This window comes from Paenibacillus rhizosphaerae, assembly GCF_014192015.1.
Classification (GTDB): domain Bacteria; phylum Bacillota; class Bacilli; order Paenibacillales; family Paenibacillaceae; genus Paenibacillus_AQ; species Paenibacillus_AQ rhizosphaerae.
The window spans coordinates 386,644-405,375 of the sequence record NZ_JACHXJ010000006.1 but is presented as its reverse complement, the minus strand read 5'-3'; the positions used below and the strand labels follow the sequence as shown (position 1 = coordinate 405,375).

General features: G+C 49.6%; 14 protein-coding genes and 1 pseudogene. 13 read left to right on the top strand and 2 right to left on the bottom strand.

Translation table 11 applies throughout. The annotated features are described in order from the left end of the window. Positions 1 to 19 precede the first annotated feature (19 nt). The 9 genes and pseudogenes from FHS19_RS29520 (at position 20) to FHS19_RS29485 (ending at position 9,898) form a co-directional block, all read left to right on the top strand. A complete protein-coding gene (locus FHS19_RS29520) occupies positions 20 to 538 on the top strand; it encodes a hypothetical protein (protein ID WP_183586005.1) in 519 nt (172 codons plus the stop codon). Positions 539 to 763: 225 nt separating this feature from the next. Beyond that, positions 764 to 1,504 (top strand): hypothetical protein, encoded by a 741-nt coding sequence (locus FHS19_RS29515; protein ID WP_183586003.1) that lies wholly within the window; start codon positions 764 to 766, stop codon positions 1,502 to 1,504. A gap of 441 nt (positions 1,505 to 1,945) precedes the next feature. After that, positions 1,946 to 2,242 (top strand): DUF6079 family protein, encoded by a 297-nt coding sequence (locus FHS19_RS35810; RefSeq protein ID WP_221224144.1) that lies wholly within the window; start codon positions 1,946 to 1,948, stop codon positions 2,240 to 2,242. A 234-nt stretch (positions 2,243 to 2,476) separates the two neighbouring features. Beyond that, positions 2,477 to 3,523: a glycoside hydrolase family 19 protein gene (locus FHS19_RS29510; RefSeq protein WP_183586001.1), complete on the top strand. Its 1,047-nt coding sequence runs from the start codon at positions 2,477 to 2,479 to the stop codon at positions 3,521 to 3,523. Positions 3,524 to 3,556: 33 nt separating this feature from the next. Then, positions 3,557 to 5,149 carry a carbohydrate-binding protein gene (locus FHS19_RS35115; RefSeq protein ID WP_183585999.1) on the top strand — a complete coding sequence of 531 codons (1,593 nt, stop codon included), beginning with the start codon at positions 3,557 to 3,559 and terminating at the stop codon, positions 5,147 to 5,149. Between the two features lie 44 nt (positions 5,150 to 5,193). After that, on the top strand, positions 5,194 to 5,403 hold the full coding sequence (locus FHS19_RS29500; RefSeq protein ID WP_183585997.1) for a hypothetical protein: 210 nt from the start codon (positions 5,194 to 5,196) through the stop codon (positions 5,401 to 5,403). Positions 5,404 to 5,665: 262 nt separating this feature from the next. Then, entirely contained in the window at positions 5,666 to 8,680 is a 3,015-nt protein-coding gene (locus tag FHS19_RS29495; RefSeq protein WP_246426886.1) for a carbohydrate-binding protein, read from the top strand. Between the two features lie 598 nt (positions 8,681 to 9,278). Beyond that, positions 9,279 to 9,389 (top strand): annotated as a pseudogene (locus FHS19_RS35110) (SDR family NAD(P)-dependent oxidoreductase); the annotation flags it as partial. A gap of 47 nt (positions 9,390 to 9,436) precedes the next feature. Then, complete coding sequence (locus FHS19_RS29485; protein ID WP_183585993.1) at positions 9,437 to 9,898, top strand: MEKHLA domain-containing protein; 462 nt, start codon at positions 9,437 to 9,439, stop codon at positions 9,896 to 9,898. Between the two features lie 566 nt (positions 9,899 to 10,464). Here the strand turns inward: FHS19_RS29485 and FHS19_RS29480 are convergent. After that, positions 10,465 to 10,941: a DoxX family membrane protein gene (locus FHS19_RS29480; protein ID WP_183585991.1), complete on the bottom strand. Its 477-nt coding sequence runs from the start codon at positions 10,939 to 10,941 to the stop codon at positions 10,465 to 10,467. Continuing rightward, complete coding sequence (locus FHS19_RS29475; protein WP_183585989.1) at positions 10,938 to 11,810, bottom strand: DM13 domain-containing protein; 873 nt, start codon at positions 11,808 to 11,810, stop codon at positions 10,938 to 10,940. The genes FHS19_RS29480 and FHS19_RS29475 overlap by 4 nt, the downstream gene beginning before the upstream one ends. Before the next feature lie 986 nt (positions 11,811 to 12,796). Between FHS19_RS29475 and FHS19_RS29470 the strand changes: the two genes are divergently transcribed. From FHS19_RS29470 to FHS19_RS29455, 4 genes are all read left to right on the top strand, one after another. Further along, complete coding sequence (locus FHS19_RS29470; protein WP_076176627.1) at positions 12,797 to 13,729, top strand: ABC transporter permease; 933 nt, start codon at positions 12,797 to 12,799, stop codon at positions 13,727 to 13,729. Positions 13,730 to 13,740: 11 nt separating this feature from the next. Then, positions 13,741 to 14,652, top strand: a complete 912-nt coding sequence (locus FHS19_RS29465; protein ID WP_183585986.1) for a carbohydrate ABC transporter permease — start codon at positions 13,741 to 13,743, stop codon at positions 14,650 to 14,652. A 29-nt stretch (positions 14,653 to 14,681) separates the two neighbouring features. Then, the gene (locus tag FHS19_RS29460) at positions 14,682 to 16,316 is read left to right on the top strand and encodes a type 2 periplasmic-binding domain-containing protein (RefSeq protein ID WP_183585984.1); all 1,635 of its coding nucleotides are present in this window, start codon (positions 14,682 to 14,684) and stop codon (positions 16,314 to 16,316) included. A gap of 131 nt (positions 16,317 to 16,447) precedes the next feature. Continuing rightward, entirely contained in the window at positions 16,448 to 18,688 is a 2,241-nt protein-coding gene (locus FHS19_RS29455) for a helix-turn-helix transcriptional regulator (protein ID WP_183585982.1), read from the top strand. The last annotated feature ends 44 nt before the right edge of the window (positions 18,689 to 18,732 follow it).

The following is an 18,732-nucleotide window of genomic DNA, read 5'->3' as shown; positions in this document are numbered from 1 at the left end:
TTAAGTAAAGGTGCTAATCATGAGAAAAATGAATAGAAGATTTATAATCCTTACATTTGCTGTTCTTGTTCTGATCACAGGGACAAGTGTATATGCAAGCGATGCTCTTCCTTCTCTTTTTCCAAATGTAAGTCCCGAAGAGGAGGCTCATGTGCAAGCCGTTCAAGATCGTTTAACTCAATCATGGACCCCAGGTCGTGAGATCATACTGAGCAGTGAGGGAAGGGCATTTGGAATCAATAGCAAAAACGAAGATTTGTCAAAATGGACGTTTATCGATTCTGATCAATTTTATGATATGTTATCTACTTTTTCTATGCAAAAACGTTCTTCTTTTCTAGAGGCTTTTTATAGCGAGGAGCGGAGAGCTAATCTTGACGTAGGCGATTATATGTCGGCATTACTTATAAATCCAGAAAAGTCACGGGCTTTAGTTTATTGGGAGAAGGCCAATGGTTCTTACGTTGTCATGGATTTAAAATCTAAAGGAAATTCGAATTCCTGGTATGTCGATGGAGTTGAAATTTTGACCCCTTAAATATTAAGAAGGCATGCCAATATAAGAGAAGTTTTTTTATAGTTAATGGAAAAGAAGAGCCTCCGCCCGTGAATTGGGTGCCGATAATAAGGAGTCTTCACAAAACATTTAAATAGTGAATTGGAGTCGTCCGGAAAAAGTGTAGTATTTATTCAAACCTCGACTAGAGAAAGTGAGAGGATCAACATTAACAAAGTCGCGTTGTTTTCAGCATCGATTCTAATATTGGGTTCTCTTGTTGCTTGCAGTAATGAACAGAACAGTTCCTCGACGGGCCAGGATAAAACAACAAGCGAGGTAACAACTCAATCTCTACAGGAAAATAATGAGGGTAGTGAGGGGACGGCCCAGGAGACTAAATCTTGGTCATCAGCAAACAAAGAAGTAAAGCTTTCTGAAATAGCAGATGGAGTCGTTGTAGACGTTAACGGCAGCCCAAAGAAATTCGATTGGAAAATACTTAAAGGTGTTTCTAATCCACAGGTGTCCTATGTTGATCTGACAGGTGATGGTAAAGAAGAAGCGGTCATCATTCTGGTTACTGGACATGGTACTGAATTAGATACGAATGAAGCCCACATTTTAAACGGGGAAAACCTTTTGGAAATAAAGATACAAAGTGTTGAGGAAATTCTTGCGGGTATAGAAACCGAAGTTAGCCAAAAGGGCGATGAGCTGTTAATGAAGGCCAAAGCTCAAGGGAAAGAATACAAATTAATTAAGAAAATCAGCGAGTTAGCGTTAGCGCATAATCCAGATGATAAATTTGAAAACAAACTTTACTTTGGTAATGTAATTTTAAATTATGTAAAGGATCAGAAACTGACAGTTGATATAGACGGTTCTGTTAGATCCATTGATGGCGTGCTTCCAGACTACGTATGCACTGTTCATGTAACCTATAAATATGACCAAGCCCTAAATGAGTTTGTTGCAGATCAAATACAAATTACCTCTGATAAATAAAGGTGAACGACATTTTGAGCAACGGAAACACAGTTTTTCCAAACTTGACTTGATGTATCAGGTTTGAGGCAGCTCACGAATCGGTCCACACGCGAATAGACGCATGCTCCGGAGGGGGCTTTTTTCGCTTTTTGCCAGAGATCCGCCGAGTTGGATATGGAATATTTATTTAGTTATTGACCTATTTATGGTAGGAGTGGTGATGACCGGAAATGGCAGACAAGCCAACTTATAAACCTGACCAAGACTCTATTTGCAACAAAAGTAAATTATTATTCGATATGTAACTTTATACATATAAGAAACCTGAAGAAAATTTTTCTGACAAGTTCCAATTGAATTAGTAAATGATAATTTTCAATGTTATTTTCATTAGTTCTAAAGTAATTTTATGGTGATCCTTAGGTTGGTTCTTTTGGCATACCAACAGTCTATAGTAGGATGGCTGCTTTTCATGATGGGTGTCCGGACTACGGGTGTAATGTTGGTGATCGATGGATGATTTCATTCATTGTAAACATGCAACAAACAACACTAATTCTTAATTTAGAATTATTTCAGGCAACGGGAGAAGCTGTACAGTCTATCCATTTGAGATGGATTACCCGCATACAGGAATTGTTATTTCATATTTTCAAATTTCAATGTGTAGCGAGTGAACGGGGAAGAGTCAAGGGGCGTACCGGGCAAAATTCAATGACGCTCCATAGAACTCACCTACCAATCTCAAAGAACTAATTTTTATAGGGCAACTATTATTTAGTAACCTCCTGTGATAATATCATCTCCGCGAACGCTCGGTTGCAAGAAGATTGAATGTTCAATCTAGCGTACCCGGAGTCCCGCTAATACATAGCCACGGAGGAAAGACAACGATGAAAAGACAACGATGAGAAGACAAATGGGACAAGAAATGCCGTGAAAACAATAGTGCCGGTCTGATTTCCATACTTACACACCCAAGGAGGACTTATGCAAACACAGATTAAATCGGCGTTTAATAATCAATTCGTCAGTGCGGAGAACCAGGGAGCAAGCCCGCTGGTCGCCAACCGCGGGACCGCGCAACAATGGGAGACCTTTAATGTCATCAACAACTCGGACGGGACGATTTCCTTCCAATCGTTAGCCAATAACAAGTACGTTACGGCGGACCTGAATCAGGAGACAAAGCTGATTGCGCGGGCGACGGAAATTCAGGCCTGGGAGAAGTTTCGGAGAATCGACCGCGGCAACGGAAAAGTAGCGCTGCAGGCGTTAGCCAACAACCAGTACGTTTCCGCTGATTTCAATAAAGGAGGGGTTCTTTACGCAAACAGACCGTCGGCATCCGGCTGGGAGGAGTTCGTGATTGCGGCCGGCTCGGGTTCCGGTACCGCCCCATCCGCCCCGGCAACGGGAGGATTCGTCGTGTCGGAGCAGCAGTTCAATCAGATTTACCCGAACCGGAACGGCTTCTATACCTATTCCGGGCTGACCGCAGCTCTCGGCGCTTATCCAGGTTTTACGAAGACCGGCAGCGCCACGACGCAGAAGCAGGAAGCGGCCGCTTTCCTCGCCAACGTCTACCACGAAACCGGCGGATGCTATTATATCGTCGAACAGAACACCGCCAACTACTCGCATTACTCCGATCCTGGCAACACGCGTTATCCAAGCGCACCGGGCAAACAATACTACGGCCGCGGTCCGATCCAGATCAGCTGGAACTACAATTACGGTGCTGCCGGCGAAGCGCTGGGACTGCCGCTGCTGGCCAACCCGGATCTGGTCGCCCAAGACGCCTCCGTCGCCTGGAAAACAGGACTGTGGTTCTGGAATACGCAGACCGGGGCCGGCTCGATGACTTGCCATGACGCGATGGTGAATGGGAGAGGGTTCGGCGAGACGATCCGGACGATCAACGGCGCGCTCGAATGCAACCGCGGCGGAGGAGGTCCGGTTCAGAGCCGGGTCGAGCAGTATAAGAGAATCTGCGGCATTCTCGGCGTGGAACCGGGCGGAAATCTGTCCTGCTAAATTTATATTTTCGGTCAAAAGGAGGTTCAATCAATGGCGGATGTAAACGCGGATAATGGCTGGCGTCTGGTGTGGAGCGACGAATTCAGCGGGGCGGCCGGTTCGGCTCCCGATCCCGGCAAATGGGGCTACGATATCGGGGGCACCGGATGGGGAAACAACGAGAAGCAGTTTTATACGAACAGCACGAATAACGCCTATCTGGACGGCGACGGCCATCTGGTCATTAAGGCGGTAAAAGAAAATCACGAAGGCATGCAATACACTTCGGCCCGTCTCGTTACCAGAACTAAGGGGGACTGGACCTACGGGAGAGTTGAAGTCCGTGCCAAGCTGCCGAGCGGGAAAGGCATGTGGCCTGCCATTTGGATGCTTCCCACCGATTGGGAATACGGATCCTGGCCGATCAGCGGCGAAATTGACATTATGGAACAGCGGGGCTCGGACCCGCTGAAGGTTATGGGAACGATCCACTTCGGAAATCCGTGGAAGTACATCGGCTCGGATTACAAGCTTCCTGACGCAGGATACCATGTATACGCCGTCGAATGGGAGTCCCAGGAGATCCGCTGGTACGTTGACGGCAACCTGTACCAAACGCGCAAAGTGAACGAGTGGTACAGCTCGGGCGGACAGAGCCCGGCTCCCTTCAACAAACGGTTCCACATTCTGCTCAATGTGGCCGTCGGCGGAAACTTTGACGGCGATCCGGACGGATCGACGACGTTCCCGCAGACGATGATGGTCGATTATGTCCGGGTATACGAACGGTCGGCCACGTCGGCCACGCCGGGCGCACCGGCCGGGACGACCGCAAACCTGCCCGCGAAGATCGAAGCGGAGGGCTACAGCGCGATGAGCGGGGTTCAAACGGAAAATACGGCCGACAGCGGCGGCGGTCAAAATGTAGGATGGATCGAAGCCGGAGACTGGATGGACTACAAGGTGAACGTGCCCGAGGCAGGCGGCTATACGGTGGAATACCGGGTAGCCAGTCCGGGAGCGACCGGACAGATCCAGTTGAAATCGGGATCGTCCGTGCTTGCCACGACGGCCGTGCCGAATACCGGAGGCTGGCAGAACTGGCAGACGGTCTCGGCCACCGTCCAGCTTGGCGCGGGGCAGCAAACGCTCCGGGTCTTTGCCGGCGGGGGAGGGTTTAACCTGAACTGGATCAACTTCTCGAGACCGCAGAGCCACAACCTGCTGGCCAATCCGGGCTTTGAAACGGGAGATGTGACAGGCTGGTTCGAGTGGCATAACTCGGTATCGGCTCAAAAGGTCGATAAGGATCAACCCCACCAAGGCAGCTATAAATTGACGCACTGGGCGTCCGGAGCGTATCAGCAAATTACGGCCCAAAAGGTAAACGTTCCGAACGGTCTGTACCAGGCCAGCGTCTGGGTACGCTCCAGCGGCGGGCAGAAAGCCCTGAAGCTGTACGCCAAAGATTACGGAGGCGCTGAGCTCTCGGGAGACGTCGGGTCGAGTCCGGTAACGGAATACCGGAAGGTTACGATTGATAACATTCAGGTCACGAGCGGACATATCGAAATCGGGGTTTGGAATGACGCGAACGCGAACAACTGGGCGGCATTCGACGATTTTGAGCTGGTAAAAAAATAACGAGCGACAACGATCCGAAAGGCGCTACAAATTGGAGGTCCAACGTGAAAACAATCAATAAGGCCATTCTGCTTCCGCTGCTGTCGGCCATTGCTCTGTTCGTAAAAGAGGCATTCGGTTATGAAGTCTCCGATGAATGGGTAAATGCCGGCGCGGATATCATCCTGTTTCTGTTCATGGCGGCCGGCATATTCATGCATCCGAAAAAGGAAGCAGCCGGTGAACCCGGCTTTGCTGCTAGTGCTGGCAAGTAGCCTTCTATCATCCGTGTCGATGTCTAGCGGCCGTGGCCGCCGGTCAACTCCACATCCATAGGAGGCGTTGACGGATATTAGCGGATGCCATTGAAGGACGATTGCAGGGGCTTCGGCCCCTCTTCTTTGTTTACCGGAAGACCCTGCGTTCATCGCCGTGTCTTAGCTTCCGATGGAGCCCGTGGTTGACCGGCGAGAGCCCGAACGCATCTGACGAGATTCACTACGATTAAAACTTACAGGACCATGTGGGAGGCAAGCCATGACTTCGCAAGTTCGTTTATTGAAAAGATCGAAAATGTTCATTCTTTTACTTATCTTTTGTATAGTACTTAGCACGCCATTTGCGATTACAACGAATACGGCTCAGGCAGCCGCAAATTTGGCGGCAGGCAAACCGGTCTCGGCAAGCAGTTACGTCGATATTTATAAAGCGGCAAACGTGAATGACGGTGACCCGTCGACCTATTGGGAAAGTTCGAGTAACGCATTTCCGCAATGGCTGCGTGTCGATCTGGGCAGCGTGAAATCGGTCAATCAGCTCGTTCTTCGTCTGCCATCTTCCTGGGAGCAGCGCACGCAAACCTTATCCGTACTGACCAGTACCGATGATATCAACTATACTAATTCGGTAGCCTCTACGGGTTATTCGTTCGATCCTTCCAAAGGCAATACGGTAACAATCAACTTCCCAAATACGGACGCAAGATACGTCAAACTGAATTTCACCGCCAATTCGGGATGGCCGGCAGGACAGCTGTCCGAATTTGAAGTATACGGGTCAGATCCAGCCCTGCCTCAGCCGCCATCGGGTACTTATGAAGCGGAGTCGGCCCAATTATCCGGCGGCGCTAAGGTGAATACGGATCACGCCGGCTTTTCGGGGGCTGGATTTGTCGACGGCTATTTGGTTCCGGGAGCCAAGACCCAATTTACGGTAAATGTCAGCGCGGCGGGTTCTTATAAAGCCACCCTGAAATATGCAAACGCTGCAGGCGGGAGCCGGACCGTCAGCTTATACGTGAACGGAACGAAAATCAAGCAGACAACCTTGGCGAACCTGCCGAACTGGGATACCTGGTCGATCAAGTCTGAAGTGGTCCATTTAAACGCTGGCAGCAATACCATTGCCTACAAATTTGACCCAACCGATACCGGGAACGTTAACCTGGATCAACTTCAAATCGCGAATGCTGGCACGACAACCAGATCTGCATTTTCCCCGATCGAAGCCGAGAGCTATGACAACCAGTCGGGAATTCAGACGGAACCCTCCAGCGAAGGCGGATTGGATGTAGGATTCATTGATCATGGAGATTACGTGGTCTATAACAATATCGATTTTGGCTCCGGTGCATCGACGTTCGAAGCGCGGGTCGCAAGTGAAACGAGCGGGGGAAATATCGAGGTCCGATTGGACAGTCTTACCGGTACGCTCGCCGGAACTTGCGCAGTGACGGGAACCGGCGGATGGCAGAACTGGACGACGAAAACATGCAGCATCAATCCCGTCAGCGGCCTGCATCATGTGTATCTCAAGTTTACGGGCGGCTCCAATATGCTCAATTTGAACTGGTTTAAGTTCTCCAATGCTTCTTCTGCGTCAACAGGCGCAAGCATGCCTTACGATATGTACGAAGCGGAAGATGGGGTGATCGGCGGGGGAGCGGCCATCGTTGGTCCGAACCGGAATATCGGCGACTTAGCCGGTGAGGCTTCGGGCAGAAGAGCGGTCACGTTGAACTCCACGGGCAGTTACGTTCAATTTACGACAAAAGCAAGTACGAACACGCTCGTTGCGCGTTTCTCTATCCCGGATGCTCCGGGTGGAGACGGATTGAACAATACGCTTAACGTCTATGTCAATGGCAAGTTTGCGAAAGCGATCAACCTTACGTCCAAGTATGCGTGGCTTTACGGTGAAGAAACGTCACCCGTGAACTCGCCTGGCGCGGGAGCCCCACGGCATATCTACGATGAAGCGAACATCATGTTCGATAACACGATTCCCGCAGGAAGCACGATCAAACTGCAAAAGGATCCGGGCAACACGACGACCTATGCGATCGACTTTATCAATCTGGAACAAGTATCGCCGATGGCAAATCCGGATCCTGCTAAATACGTGACGCCAACCGGCACGACGCAGCAGGCTGTTCAACATGCGTTGGATCAAGTCCGGATGGATCAGACCGGCCAACTCGTGGGCGTCTATCTCCCTGCCGGAACCTATGAGACCGGCGCTAAATTTCAAGTGTTTGGAAAACCGGTCAAAGTGATCGGTGCCGGGCCATGGTACACCAAATTCGTAGCTCCTTCCAATCTGACCAACACCGATATCGGATTTGCCGTAAACTCCAGTGCCAACGGTTCCACGTTTGCAAACTTTGCCTACTTCGGCAACTATACCAACCGGGTGGACGGACCGGGCAAAGTGTTTGAATTCACGAATGTGGCGAATATGACGGTTGATAATGTTTGGGTCGAGCACGAGGTTGTGATGTTCTGGGGACAGAACGCCGACAACAACGTCATCCAAAATTCCCGGATCCGCGATATATTCGCAGACGGCATTAACTTTACCAACGGCAGCACGAACAATCATGTCACTAACATTGAAGCCCGCAGTACGGGCGACGACAGCTTTGCCTTATTTAACGCTGTAGACGCTGGGACTAGCGAAGATAATAGAGGAAACGTATTTGAGAATTTGACCTCGCTGCTTCCTTGGCGGGCTGCAGGTCTTGCCGTTTATGGCGGATATGATAATACGTTCCGGAACATTTACATCGCAGATACTTTAGTGTTTTCGGGTGCTACGGTCAGTTCTCTGGATTTCGGCATTCCATTCAGAGGATTCGGCTCGTCGCCTCAAACGGTCATTCAGAATATTTCTCTCGTTCGTACGGGCGGACACTTTTTTGGAGATCAAACGTTCCCGGCGCTCTGGTTGTTCTCGGCCTCGAAAGAGTTCCGCGGCATCCGTATTAGCGATGTGAATATTGAGGACCCGACCTATCATGGCATCATGTTCCAAACGAACTACAATGGCTCGACGCCTGAACATCCGATTACCGATACCGTCCTGTCCAACATTACGATATCGGGCGTTCACAAAAGCGGGGATGCTTTTGACGCCAAATCAGGTTTCGGTCTCTGGGCTAACGGATCTGTCGGGGACGTCACGATCAATAACTTGAAATTCCTGAATATGGGACAGAGCACGATACCTACTAAAAATGATACTTCGACCTTTACGATCAAAGTGAATCCGTGATAATCCTGAATTTTGTTTCATTCTATGATGCAGGTTACTGCATACCCAATTAATGAACTCGTTTTTCAAGAATGCCCGAATCTAGCTTTGGGCATTCTTTTTCTATTTGTGGATTGTTGACATGATCTCCTCTGAAACATACCATTCTGTTAGATCGTGCTGGGTAAGCTTCACTCAAGATAACCCTTCTACTTCTATAAATACTAATGTAAAAATAGATGGCACACTTTGTAGGCCGATCTTTCATCATTGGCATGTCGATGGAGTTGAAATTTTGACCCCTTAACAGCGGGGGCGTTTCACCAGGATATCCACACATTGGATCCCCAGACGAAGACTATGACATTTGCTTATAGTTCCAAATAAAATAATTAATAAATTTCGCTTTTGCTTCTATAATTAGATTTGGGGTGGACACGATGTATCTAATTTTCCACTCGGGCCCGTGAGGAATATATGTTTGTGAGTACAACGAAATGAAGTGAGTCTTCAACCAAAATAGGACATGTAAATTTATCAAGGGAGCAATCAGACGATGATTTGGGACTCAAAGGAAAAGTTGTGCTGATCACAGTTGCCGATGTGGTGCGGCACTTCGGGCGGCTCGATCATTAACGTCACCACTTCCTGGGCCAAGACGCCGCCTGCCTCATCCATGCCGAGTTCCGTAAGCCGTGCCACCGGACAGGCTTTGACCAAGGCGATGAGCACATACCTATAATATGAACATGAGACGGACAAAGGGGGATTTCAGTTATGCATTACAGTGGAATAGGAGCCACTAACGAGCATGCAAGATTGATCATGGAGAGCTATCAAAGATTGACCGGACAATCGCTTCTGGGTGAGCCAGCCTCAGACAGCCACCCGTTCGAACAATTATTTAACGCACCCTGTGTGGTGCTTTCCCACGGAACGGAGACCGATCCGGTCCTGAACTTCGGCAATCGGGCGGCGCTGGAGCTATGGGCAATGGATTGGGACAAGTTCACGAGCACGCCGTCAAGACTCACCGCGGAACCGATGGAACGGGAGGCGCGGTCGGTTTTTCTAAGAACGGTAGGCAAACAAGGCTATATCGATAACTACACGGGAATCCGCATATCCAGCACAGGCCGGAGGTTCCACATCTTGGAGGCAACCGTATGGAATTTGACGGACGAAAACAGGAAGATTCATGGGCAGGCCGCTGCATTCCGAGAGTATCGTTACGTTTGAGGATGCGGTTTGATCCAAGGATACGAAACAGGCATGGTTATGGTTCTAAACTAGTACCCCTCTTGAAAACATAGTTGGAAAAAACGGGTAATTATACGTAAACGCTTCGCATGATTTTGGGCGAAGCCAAGCAAAAGGCTGATCTTGATGCTAAGCTGTAGAAGTAACTTGAGGTATATTTCTCCATATGCTGGAGACGGAAACTTCTCCTTGTACTACGTATTGAAGTTGGGATGCGTTTGGGGGCCAATGGGCCTCTACACTATGGCCTTTACTCAGATAGACGTCGAGTAAGCCAAGATCTTGCATTAAGGGTAACTGCCTAGCGAATTGCTGAAGAATGAAGTTTTGAGAGTTTTGCTGGAATCATAACGATGTACTTAAGTCAAAAGATAAGTTCAAAGAAGGAGAACTAAGTGTATCCATGGCGCTGCCGGATGACATTGGTAATATCCCGCCTTTCAATCGATAATCAACCGAAAGAAAGGGTTGGACAGCTACTGTCCAAACCCTTTTTTTGAGCCGGTTTTGAAATTAATAGCGTTCACCGTGTCCGTTGATGCCCATCAGACATTTGGGCTTGTGACCTTTCTCGATTTAAGAAAGTCTGCCAACCGGTCCAAACTCCAGTACAGTGTGTCTTTTCTGAAAAGAATCAGCAGCATACCAATTGCCAGCTGAGTCGGATAAATATAAACCATGTCAGACAATACATAATTGATGTCCATGAAGAAACCGGCAAGAAGGGCGGGGAGCGTCAGCAAACCCAGCACAAGTCCGATACCTACCAATAGCTCTCCCCAGGGAATTAGAATGTTGTACAACTGCGGATAAGGCACTGCAGTGGTTTCAATAAACGATTTGTACCAGTGTGGCGAATCCGTATTGCCCGCGATGGAAGGGAAAAGTCCGGCAATGTTAAAGTGTGCGGTTATTTTAAACCCCCCCTGCATAATCCATTGAATGCCGAAAGCCATTCGGGCAAGCGAGCAGACGATGCCAAAGACTGTCCTGGTCTTCACCTTAGCTGTATTCAAGCTCATAACTCAAGCGACGCCTTGCCGAAGATGACGTGCGCTTTCTGGCAGTAAATCAGAACGGTATCGTACTTAGACAGATCTTCCTTTGATACATCGAAGGTTTGCTCCGCACTTTTTAGGTCGATTTTGCCGATTTCGGTGCCATTAGCCGCGTCGTCGCCCTTTGACAGGTATACATGCAGGTCCGGCCCTTCGGATACGCTGAATCCGGTAAGCTTTAACTGTCCGTTTTCGATAACGGCAGTGCCGGCCGCCTTCATCTCGTTTTGGCCTTTAAAGCTTCCCTTCAGCTTCGAGGCGGCAGCCCCGGCCATATCGTTGCTGCCTGAGACAGGCGATTCGAGTGCCGCCTTACCGAATACAACATGCGCTTTCTGGCAGTAAATCAGGACGGTATCGTACTTGGACAGATCTTCCTTAGATACATCGAAGGTTTGCTCCGCACTTTTCAGGTCGATTTTGTCGATTTCAGTTCCATTAGCTGGGTCGTCGCCTTTTGACAGGTATACATGCAGGTCCGGTCCTTCGGATATACTGAATCCGCTAAGCTTCAACTGTCCATTTTCGATGACGGCGGTGCCTGCTGCTTTCATCTCGTTTTGGCCTTTAAAGGTTCCCATGAGCGTCACAGTAGAGTCGACGCCTGAATCTACGTCATCTCTCGAAGTCATAGTTCCGGATCCGGCCACGATGTCGTCGCCAGAAGCCGTATTGCCCGATCCCGACGTCATGTCGCTTGAAGCAGAGCTTCCGGCCGTAGTACTGCTGCTCGAGGCGTCGTTGCTTGCGGGGGTGTTTGCCTTGCCGCAGGCTGCCAATGCAATGGACAAAACGATGACCATACCAGTTAATAAAAAGTTGTTTTTTTTCATTGTTTTTAATCTCCATTCGTTTTTTTGGTATGGGCTCAGTATACATACAGGTTCTTGAGAATGGCTAACCGTTCCATTAACATTTCCTTAAATTAAAAAGGCATATTTGCGCAACCAGAATCAATTTCGTAAGGATTTCGTAATCGTTCCAGACGAATTAGACACGGTGGCATGTGAGAAGGCCTGTATACTCAGGAACCCCTGTTCTTTTGAAAAGAACAGGGGTTCCAAACAATTTTATTAGTTGTTTCTTGCTAGCACAGTTTCTCCATCAGCATCATAGAGAGAATTGTACGAATATCACCATTTTCACCCGTAACTTCAATTGCCTCTTCTACAGTAGAAACCATAGGAACTAGATCATCTGCCCTAACATAACCCTCAACACCGTTGGTTCTATGGATAAACCTGATCCAAAGGTTTCACCGTTTCTATTTACAGGGTACGTAGTCAAGCTCATCAATTTTTTATTTCTTCTGAAGTTTCGATTGAGCTTTTAGATAGCGTGCTTACAGGGAATGCCTCGCATCATGTTCTTTTGGAACAACTACTCAGATACTGCCTACTCACACCTTAGACACGTTCAATAAATATTAGTACTTCTTGTTTCTCTATAATACATCACCCCCAACAATTATTAGACAGTATGTATGAGAAATTACTTCCACTTTCATCTTCGAATTCGCAATCGAAGTAATACCTATTCATGATTTAGATCCCCCCCAGCAAACATTGCGCAACCAATCAAAAAATGCGACTTGCCTTTAATCCGAAATTGTACGCTCGCCTCAACTCCCATATTACATCCTGGCTACCCCACCTCAACACCCATTCCCTTACCTACCACCCATATTCCCCCACCCCCGAAAATATTGCGCGCCCCATCAAAAAATGTTGCTTGCCTGAAATCCGGGGCTCGGCATATCATGAGTCATGCGGAAGCGGGCCTGCAAGTTCCGTCGAGATCATCAGGGAAGGGGAAGATCATGAGAGCCATTCGTCAGCCGAATCAGCGAAAGTCTTTTCGAGTGCGTGACAACCTCCAGCTGTACTTAATTATGCTTCCCGTTCTGGTTCACATTTTTATTTTCAGCTATATTCCGATGTACGGAATTCTGATCGCTTTTCAGAATTACTACCCGGGCAAACCGTTTTTATCTCTGCACGGAACCGATTGGGTAGGCTTTCAGCATTTCATCGATTTCTTTAACGGCCCGTATTTTGGGCGATTGATGCGGAACACGTTTTTGCTCAGCTTTTATTTTCTGGTGTTTGGCTTCTGGGTGCCGATTTTGTTTGCGCTGCTGCTGAATGAACTCAAAAGCGGCGTATTTAAAAAGTACGTGCAAACGGCAAGCTATTTGCCCCATTTTATTTCGAATGTGGTCGTGGCGGGGATGGTGTTGTCTTTTATTAATACGGACGGCATCGTGAACGCCATCGTCAAGCTGTTCGGCGGCACGCCGGTGGCGCTGAATACGGAGCCGGGTTATTTTCCGGCCATCTATACGATTACGAGCATTTGGAAGTCGTTTGGGTGGAGCAGCATTTTATATTTGGCCGCCATGTCTTCCGTGGACCCGCATCAGTACGAAGCCGCGAAGATGGACGGGGCCAACCGCTTCAAGCAAATGCTCCATATTACGCTGCCGGCCATCCGGCCGACGATTTTTATTCTGCTGATTTTTGCGATCGGCAATTTGCTATCGGCGAACAGCGAGTTTATTCTGCTCATCTATAACCCGATGGTGTACGAGACGGCCGACGTCATCGGCACGTATTTGTACCGCGACGGCCTGCTGGGCGGCAATTTCAGCGCAGGAACGGCCGTGGGATTGTTTATCTCGATCATCAATTTCACACTGCTGTATACAGCCAATACGCTCAGCCGTAAATATTCCGATTACGCCTTATGGTAAGGGGGAGTCCCATGGCCGCCTTGGTCAAAAGAAATCCGAACACCATCAAGCAAGGCTCGGTTGTCGTCGACGTCGTGTTGTATACGCTGGCGCTCGCCCTTTGCTTAATCACGCTGTATCCTTTTTATTTCGTGATCATTATGTCCATCAGCAATCCGACGGAAGTCGCGGCCATGAATGTGTTCTGGTATCCGAAAGGATTCTTTCTCGATTCGTACAAGCTGATCGTCAGTGATACGAAAATGTGGTGGGCTTATTCCAATACGTTGATCTATGTGAGTGCGGGTACGATTTTAAACTGTCTGACGGCCGTGCTCGGCGCCTATCCGCTCACCGTTCGCAATCTCATGGGCAGGAAGTGGGTCGTGTCGTACCTGCTGATCCCGATGTATTTTGGAGGCGGTCTCATTCCGTCCTACCTGCTGGTGAACAAGCTTGGACTGTATGACACGATGTTCGCGGTCATCATTCCGGGGATGGTCAGCATTTGGAATATCATTCTGGTGCGGACGTTCTTTGCCAACATTCCGGATGGGCTGAAGGAGTCGGCCTTTATCGACGGCGCTTCCCATCTGCAGCTGCTGTTCCGAGTCATTATCCCGATATCCAAGCCGATCCTGGCGGTCATCGCCATTTATTCGGTCGTCGGCATCTGGAACAGCTGGTTCGACGCGCTCGTGTATTTGCCGAATGAGAAGCTGCATCCGCTGCAAATGTACCTGTACCGGGTCGTGGTCCAGCAGTCGGTTGATTTGAAGATGCTGTCGATGGAGGATGCGAAAAATGCGGTCGCCAACATGCTCTCGAACATTCAGCTGAAATATGCCATCATCGTCTTTACGACGTTACCCGTCATTTTTACATATCCGTTCTTTCAGAAGTATTTCATCAAGGGAGCGCTGCTAGGTTCATTAAAGGAATAGGCTAGGCCATCCGAAGGGGGAAGAGTTGTATGAAAAAAAGGAAAAAACCGCTTATGTCCGCCATCATCGCCGTTGTTCTCATCGCTTCTGTAACCGCCTGCAGCGGGGGAGACGGGAAAACAGAGGAAGCCGATAGCAACGCCCCGGCCGGGCAGCAGTCCGCCAAGCTGAAGCTTCTCGGGCCGACCGGTGCGAACAAGTTCATCAAATTCGAGGACAGGGAGAAGTACCCGGTCTGGAAGGAAGTCGACAAGCTGCTGACCGATGCTCAGCTGCAGCTCGATTACGAGCTGGTTCCGAACGAGCAGTACAACGTCGTCATCAAAACGCGAATGGCGTCCGGCTCCAATCTTCCGGATATCGTCAATATTTCGGCGCTGGACAATACGACGGTGCTCAATCTGGCGAAGCAGGGCGTGCTGCTGGACCTGAATCCGCTCATCGAGAAGTACAGCAACGGCAACATCAAGAAGATGTATGAGCAGGAGTTCCCGTATGCGAAAAAGACGACAACGACGTCGGACGGGAAAATGTACTGGTTCAGCGATCTGCACAAAAAGACATATAAAGGCACCGATCCGGCTCCGGTCTCCTTGACGATGCTGCTCCGCAAAGACTGGCTCGATAAGCTGAGCCTTCCGGTTCCGGCGAATGCCGAGGAATACCTGCAAACGCTGAAGACGATGCGCGATAAGGACGCCAACCGCAACGGGCAAAAGGACGAGGTGCTCGTCTACGATCCGGGTGCCTTCTCGGGACCGATCGCGCAGTGGTTCGGGCTGGGGACCAGCATTTCTTCCGTAGATGTGGAGAACAAGAAGGTCGTATCCCCGTGGTACCAGGACGGGATCAAGGATTACTTCAGCTACCTGCAAAAGCTGGTGAAGGAAGGCGTGCTCGACACCAGCCTGATCGGGGCGACAGCGGAGCAGAAGCAGCAGAAGATGACGGAAAACCAGGTTGCTTCTACAGGAGATTACAATCTGGAGACGTATCTGGAGCCGACGATCAAGGGGGGCGGGGAGTACCTTCCGCTCATGCCGCTTCAAGCGGTAGACGGCATTGCGCCCGCAGCCCAAATTGAGCCGCCGTTTCTGGTGTGGCAGAAATACGCGATTACGAAAGACACCAAAAACGTAGAAGCGGCGATCAAGTATTTTGACACGATCTATTCGGATAAGTACGCGGAGCTTCTGTATTGGGGCATCGAAGGACAAACCTATAAAAAGGATGAGAGCGGCGCGAATGTATTCATCAACAACGCCTCGGACGAAGAGCTGGCCAAAACGGGTCAGGTTCCCGGACTCCGCCTGTTCGGCGATACGGTGTTCCCGCGGGTTCAGTTCGCCAATCTCGAGTTTGAGCTGTCCGGCGTACCGAAATACAAAGCCGACAACGAGCTCCAGATTCTGAATTATAAGCCGTATTTCGTCAATATGAACGACAACTACTTGGCGATTCCCGACGATCAGCAGCTGGAAGCGAAAACGAAGATTTTGACCAACCTGAACACGTATTCCACGGAGCTTGCGACCAAGCTGGCTTTAGGGCAAAAATCGCTCGACAACTGGGATCAATATATGGCCGATCTGAAAAAGCTGGGGCTGGACCAGCTGCTGGAGATCGACCAGCAATTGCTCGACAGATACAACAGCATCCAGTAACGTTGACTGTACCCGCATCATTGTGGAAAATGGCAGGCTCCAATTCGCTTTGGAGGCTCTGCTGTTTTCCTGTTTTTGCATTATGCTTTATGCTGTGGTATTAGTCCAATCTAGTAGGGGAGGGGTAGTCTGTGCGCAATGGCAGCTTCGGAAGCGGCACGTTTCGTAAAATTCTGTTGTCTTATACCGCGATTTTGATCATCCCGATTATCGTGTTCAGCGCATTAAACGTGCAGCGGAACATCGTCGAGGAGAAACGCCGGCAGCATGAGGCACATGCTTTGGACGCCAAGCGGATTGCCGATCTGGTCGACAATAAACTGGGTGAGCTCAAAACCTTGGGCAAAACGCTGAGCAACGAATCCTGGGTGAAAAAGCTGATGCAGGATACGAACGTATACGAGCAGGAATTCGATATTACCAAAATGCTGGAGATTCGCAGCAGTCTCGACAATAGCGTGAGTTCGCAGGGAATCCTCTCTTTTGGCATGGTGGTGTTTCCGGAGCAGCAGAAGGCGATGACTTCATGGGGGATGTTCCCGCTGAAGGAATTTTTTCAATCGATTGTCGCATTTGACGAAGCTGCCGAGCAGCAGCTGCAGAGCTCCTTTTCGCAGCAGCAGTATTTTACCATCCTCCCGCCGGCCAGCATGAAGCTGTGGGGCAGCGACAAGCGCGTGATTCCTGTGCTGCAAAGCCTGGAGGTGGTGAATCATCCGCGCGCGGTTTTGGTATTGTTTATTGATAGCGCTTACTTTTCGAATTATATGCACCGTTTCGGTGGGATCGAATCGCAGGAGATCGTCATGACGTCCCGGGATGCGCTGATTTATAGCCAAGTCCGAAATGATCCGGCAGCTCGCGGCGGCGCGGCTTCCTACCCCATTCATTTGTCCTCGGAGGCTAGCGATGTGCAGTATGCGATCTCCTACGCGGACAGCAGCGTCATCGGCATCGGCAATTTGTTCAGCTCGCTTGGGGCCATCCTGATTTCCATCGTTATCGGCGCGTGCACGGCTTATCTGCTGGCCAAAATCAGCTACCGTCCTCTTGGGGCTCTACTGAGCAAGCTGAGCGCCGCGGCGCGGGTCGAGAACTCCCGAAACGGCAAAGTGACGGGGTCCGAATACAATTTTATCGAAAAATCGTTCGACCGGCTGCTGCACGAAAACCGCAAGCTTCAGCAATCGATGCAGGATTACGAAAACGCCGCCAAGTCGAATTTGTATCTTCGTCTGCTCAAGGGATATTTTATGGACGACCAGCAGAAGAACGAACTGGAGAAACTGGGGATCGGTTATACCGAGGACATGTATTATTGCACGATGCTGGTCAGCTTCCACGCCATTCGCGACTTTTCCGACTTCGAGAAAATCCGGAAGATCGAAATGCTGATGATGATGATCGTGGAAAAAGCGATGAGCGATTATGGTCTGGACTATGCGCTGTTTGAGGTCACAAACGCGGACAAGGCGATGATCATCTCCTCCGAGCGTCCGTTTGGGGACGATGATATGATGGAGCGAATTGCAGCCGAGATGGCCGGCGAAATCGAGCGGCTGAGCGGATTTCATCCCGATATTTTATACGGAGGGGTTGAGCAAGGGCTGGTCGGTATCAGCAAATCGTATTACACGGCCAATGAAAGACTGCGCTACACCGTATTCTCGCGTGAGCATTTTCAGGTGCTGCAGGAGGAGACGATTCAGGCCGGCGTCGATTATTATTATCCGACGGATTGGGAAGTGCAGCTCATCAATAATCTAAAGATCGGAAACCTGGACACGTCCCTGCAAATCCTGCATGAAATCCATGCCGAGAATGAAAAGCGAGAGCTGGCCGAGGCCAGCGTGAGCCGGCTGCTCTCCCTGCTGATGGAAACGATGCTGAGGGTGCTGCATGAGCTGAATCTGGATACGGACATCTACCTGAAGCAATTTTGCAGCCGGGCCAAAGCGGCGAACATCGAAGAAACGTGGAGCTATATGTTTGAAGTGGGCACGCTCATTTGCGAGCGGAAACGGTATGCCAATACGTCGTCGGCGGTGTCTGCGGGCAGCGAGCTGCTGCAATATGTAAACGACAATTATTCGAGCGCGGACATCTCGTTAAAGCAGCTGGCGGAGATGTACCATATGTCCCTTTCGAAGGTGTCCAAAATATTCAAAGAGGTGACCGGCATCAACTTCTATGATTATGTATGCCGTCTGCGCATGGAGAAGGCGAAAGAGCTGCTCCGGGAGCGAAGCTGCGGCATCGATCACGTCGCGCGCACAGTGGGGTACGAAAATGTGTATTCCTTCAAACGCGCCTTCGCGCGGTATGAAGGCATTAAGCCTGATGAGTATGCCGGGTCGGCGGATGGCCGGTGAGATAAAATAAAGAGACCATAGCTCATTGCCATGGTCTCTGGTCT

What these genes read in the sequence shown, in the direction of transcription:
- FHS19_RS29520 (WP_183586005.1), top strand. Translation starts at nt 20, where the DNA reads ATGAGAAAAATGAATAGAAGATTTATAATCCTTACATTTGCTGTTCTT.
- FHS19_RS35810 (WP_221224144.1), top strand. Translation starts at nt 1,946, where the DNA reads ATGGCTGCTTTTCATGATGGGTGTCCGGACTACGGGTGTAATGTTGGT.
- FHS19_RS29510 (WP_183586001.1), top strand. Translation starts at nt 2,477, where the DNA reads ATGCAAACACAGATTAAATCGGCGTTTAATAATCAATTCGTCAGTGCG.
- FHS19_RS35115 (WP_183585999.1), top strand. Translation starts at nt 3,557, where the DNA reads ATGGCGGATGTAAACGCGGATAATGGCTGGCGTCTGGTGTGGAGCGAC.
- FHS19_RS29495 (WP_246426886.1), top strand. Translation starts at nt 5,666, where the DNA reads ATGACTTCGCAAGTTCGTTTATTGAAAAGATCGAAAATGTTCATTCTT.
- FHS19_RS29485 (WP_183585993.1), top strand. Translation starts at nt 9,437, where the DNA reads ATGCATTACAGTGGAATAGGAGCCACTAACGAGCATGCAAGATTGATC.
- FHS19_RS29480 (WP_183585991.1), bottom strand. Translation starts at nt 10,941, where the DNA reads ATGAGCTTGAATACAGCTAAGGTGAAGACCAGGACAGTCTTTGGCATC.
- FHS19_RS29475 (WP_183585989.1), bottom strand. Translation starts at nt 11,810, where the DNA reads ATGAAAAAAAACAACTTTTTATTAACTGGTATGGTCATCGTTTTGTCC.
- FHS19_RS29470 (WP_076176627.1), top strand. Translation starts at nt 12,797, where the DNA reads ATGAGAGCCATTCGTCAGCCGAATCAGCGAAAGTCTTTTCGAGTGCGT.
- FHS19_RS29465 (WP_183585986.1), top strand. Translation starts at nt 13,741, where the DNA reads ATGGCCGCCTTGGTCAAAAGAAATCCGAACACCATCAAGCAAGGCTCG.
- FHS19_RS29460 (WP_183585984.1), top strand. Translation starts at nt 14,682, where the DNA reads ATGAAAAAAAGGAAAAAACCGCTTATGTCCGCCATCATCGCCGTTGTT.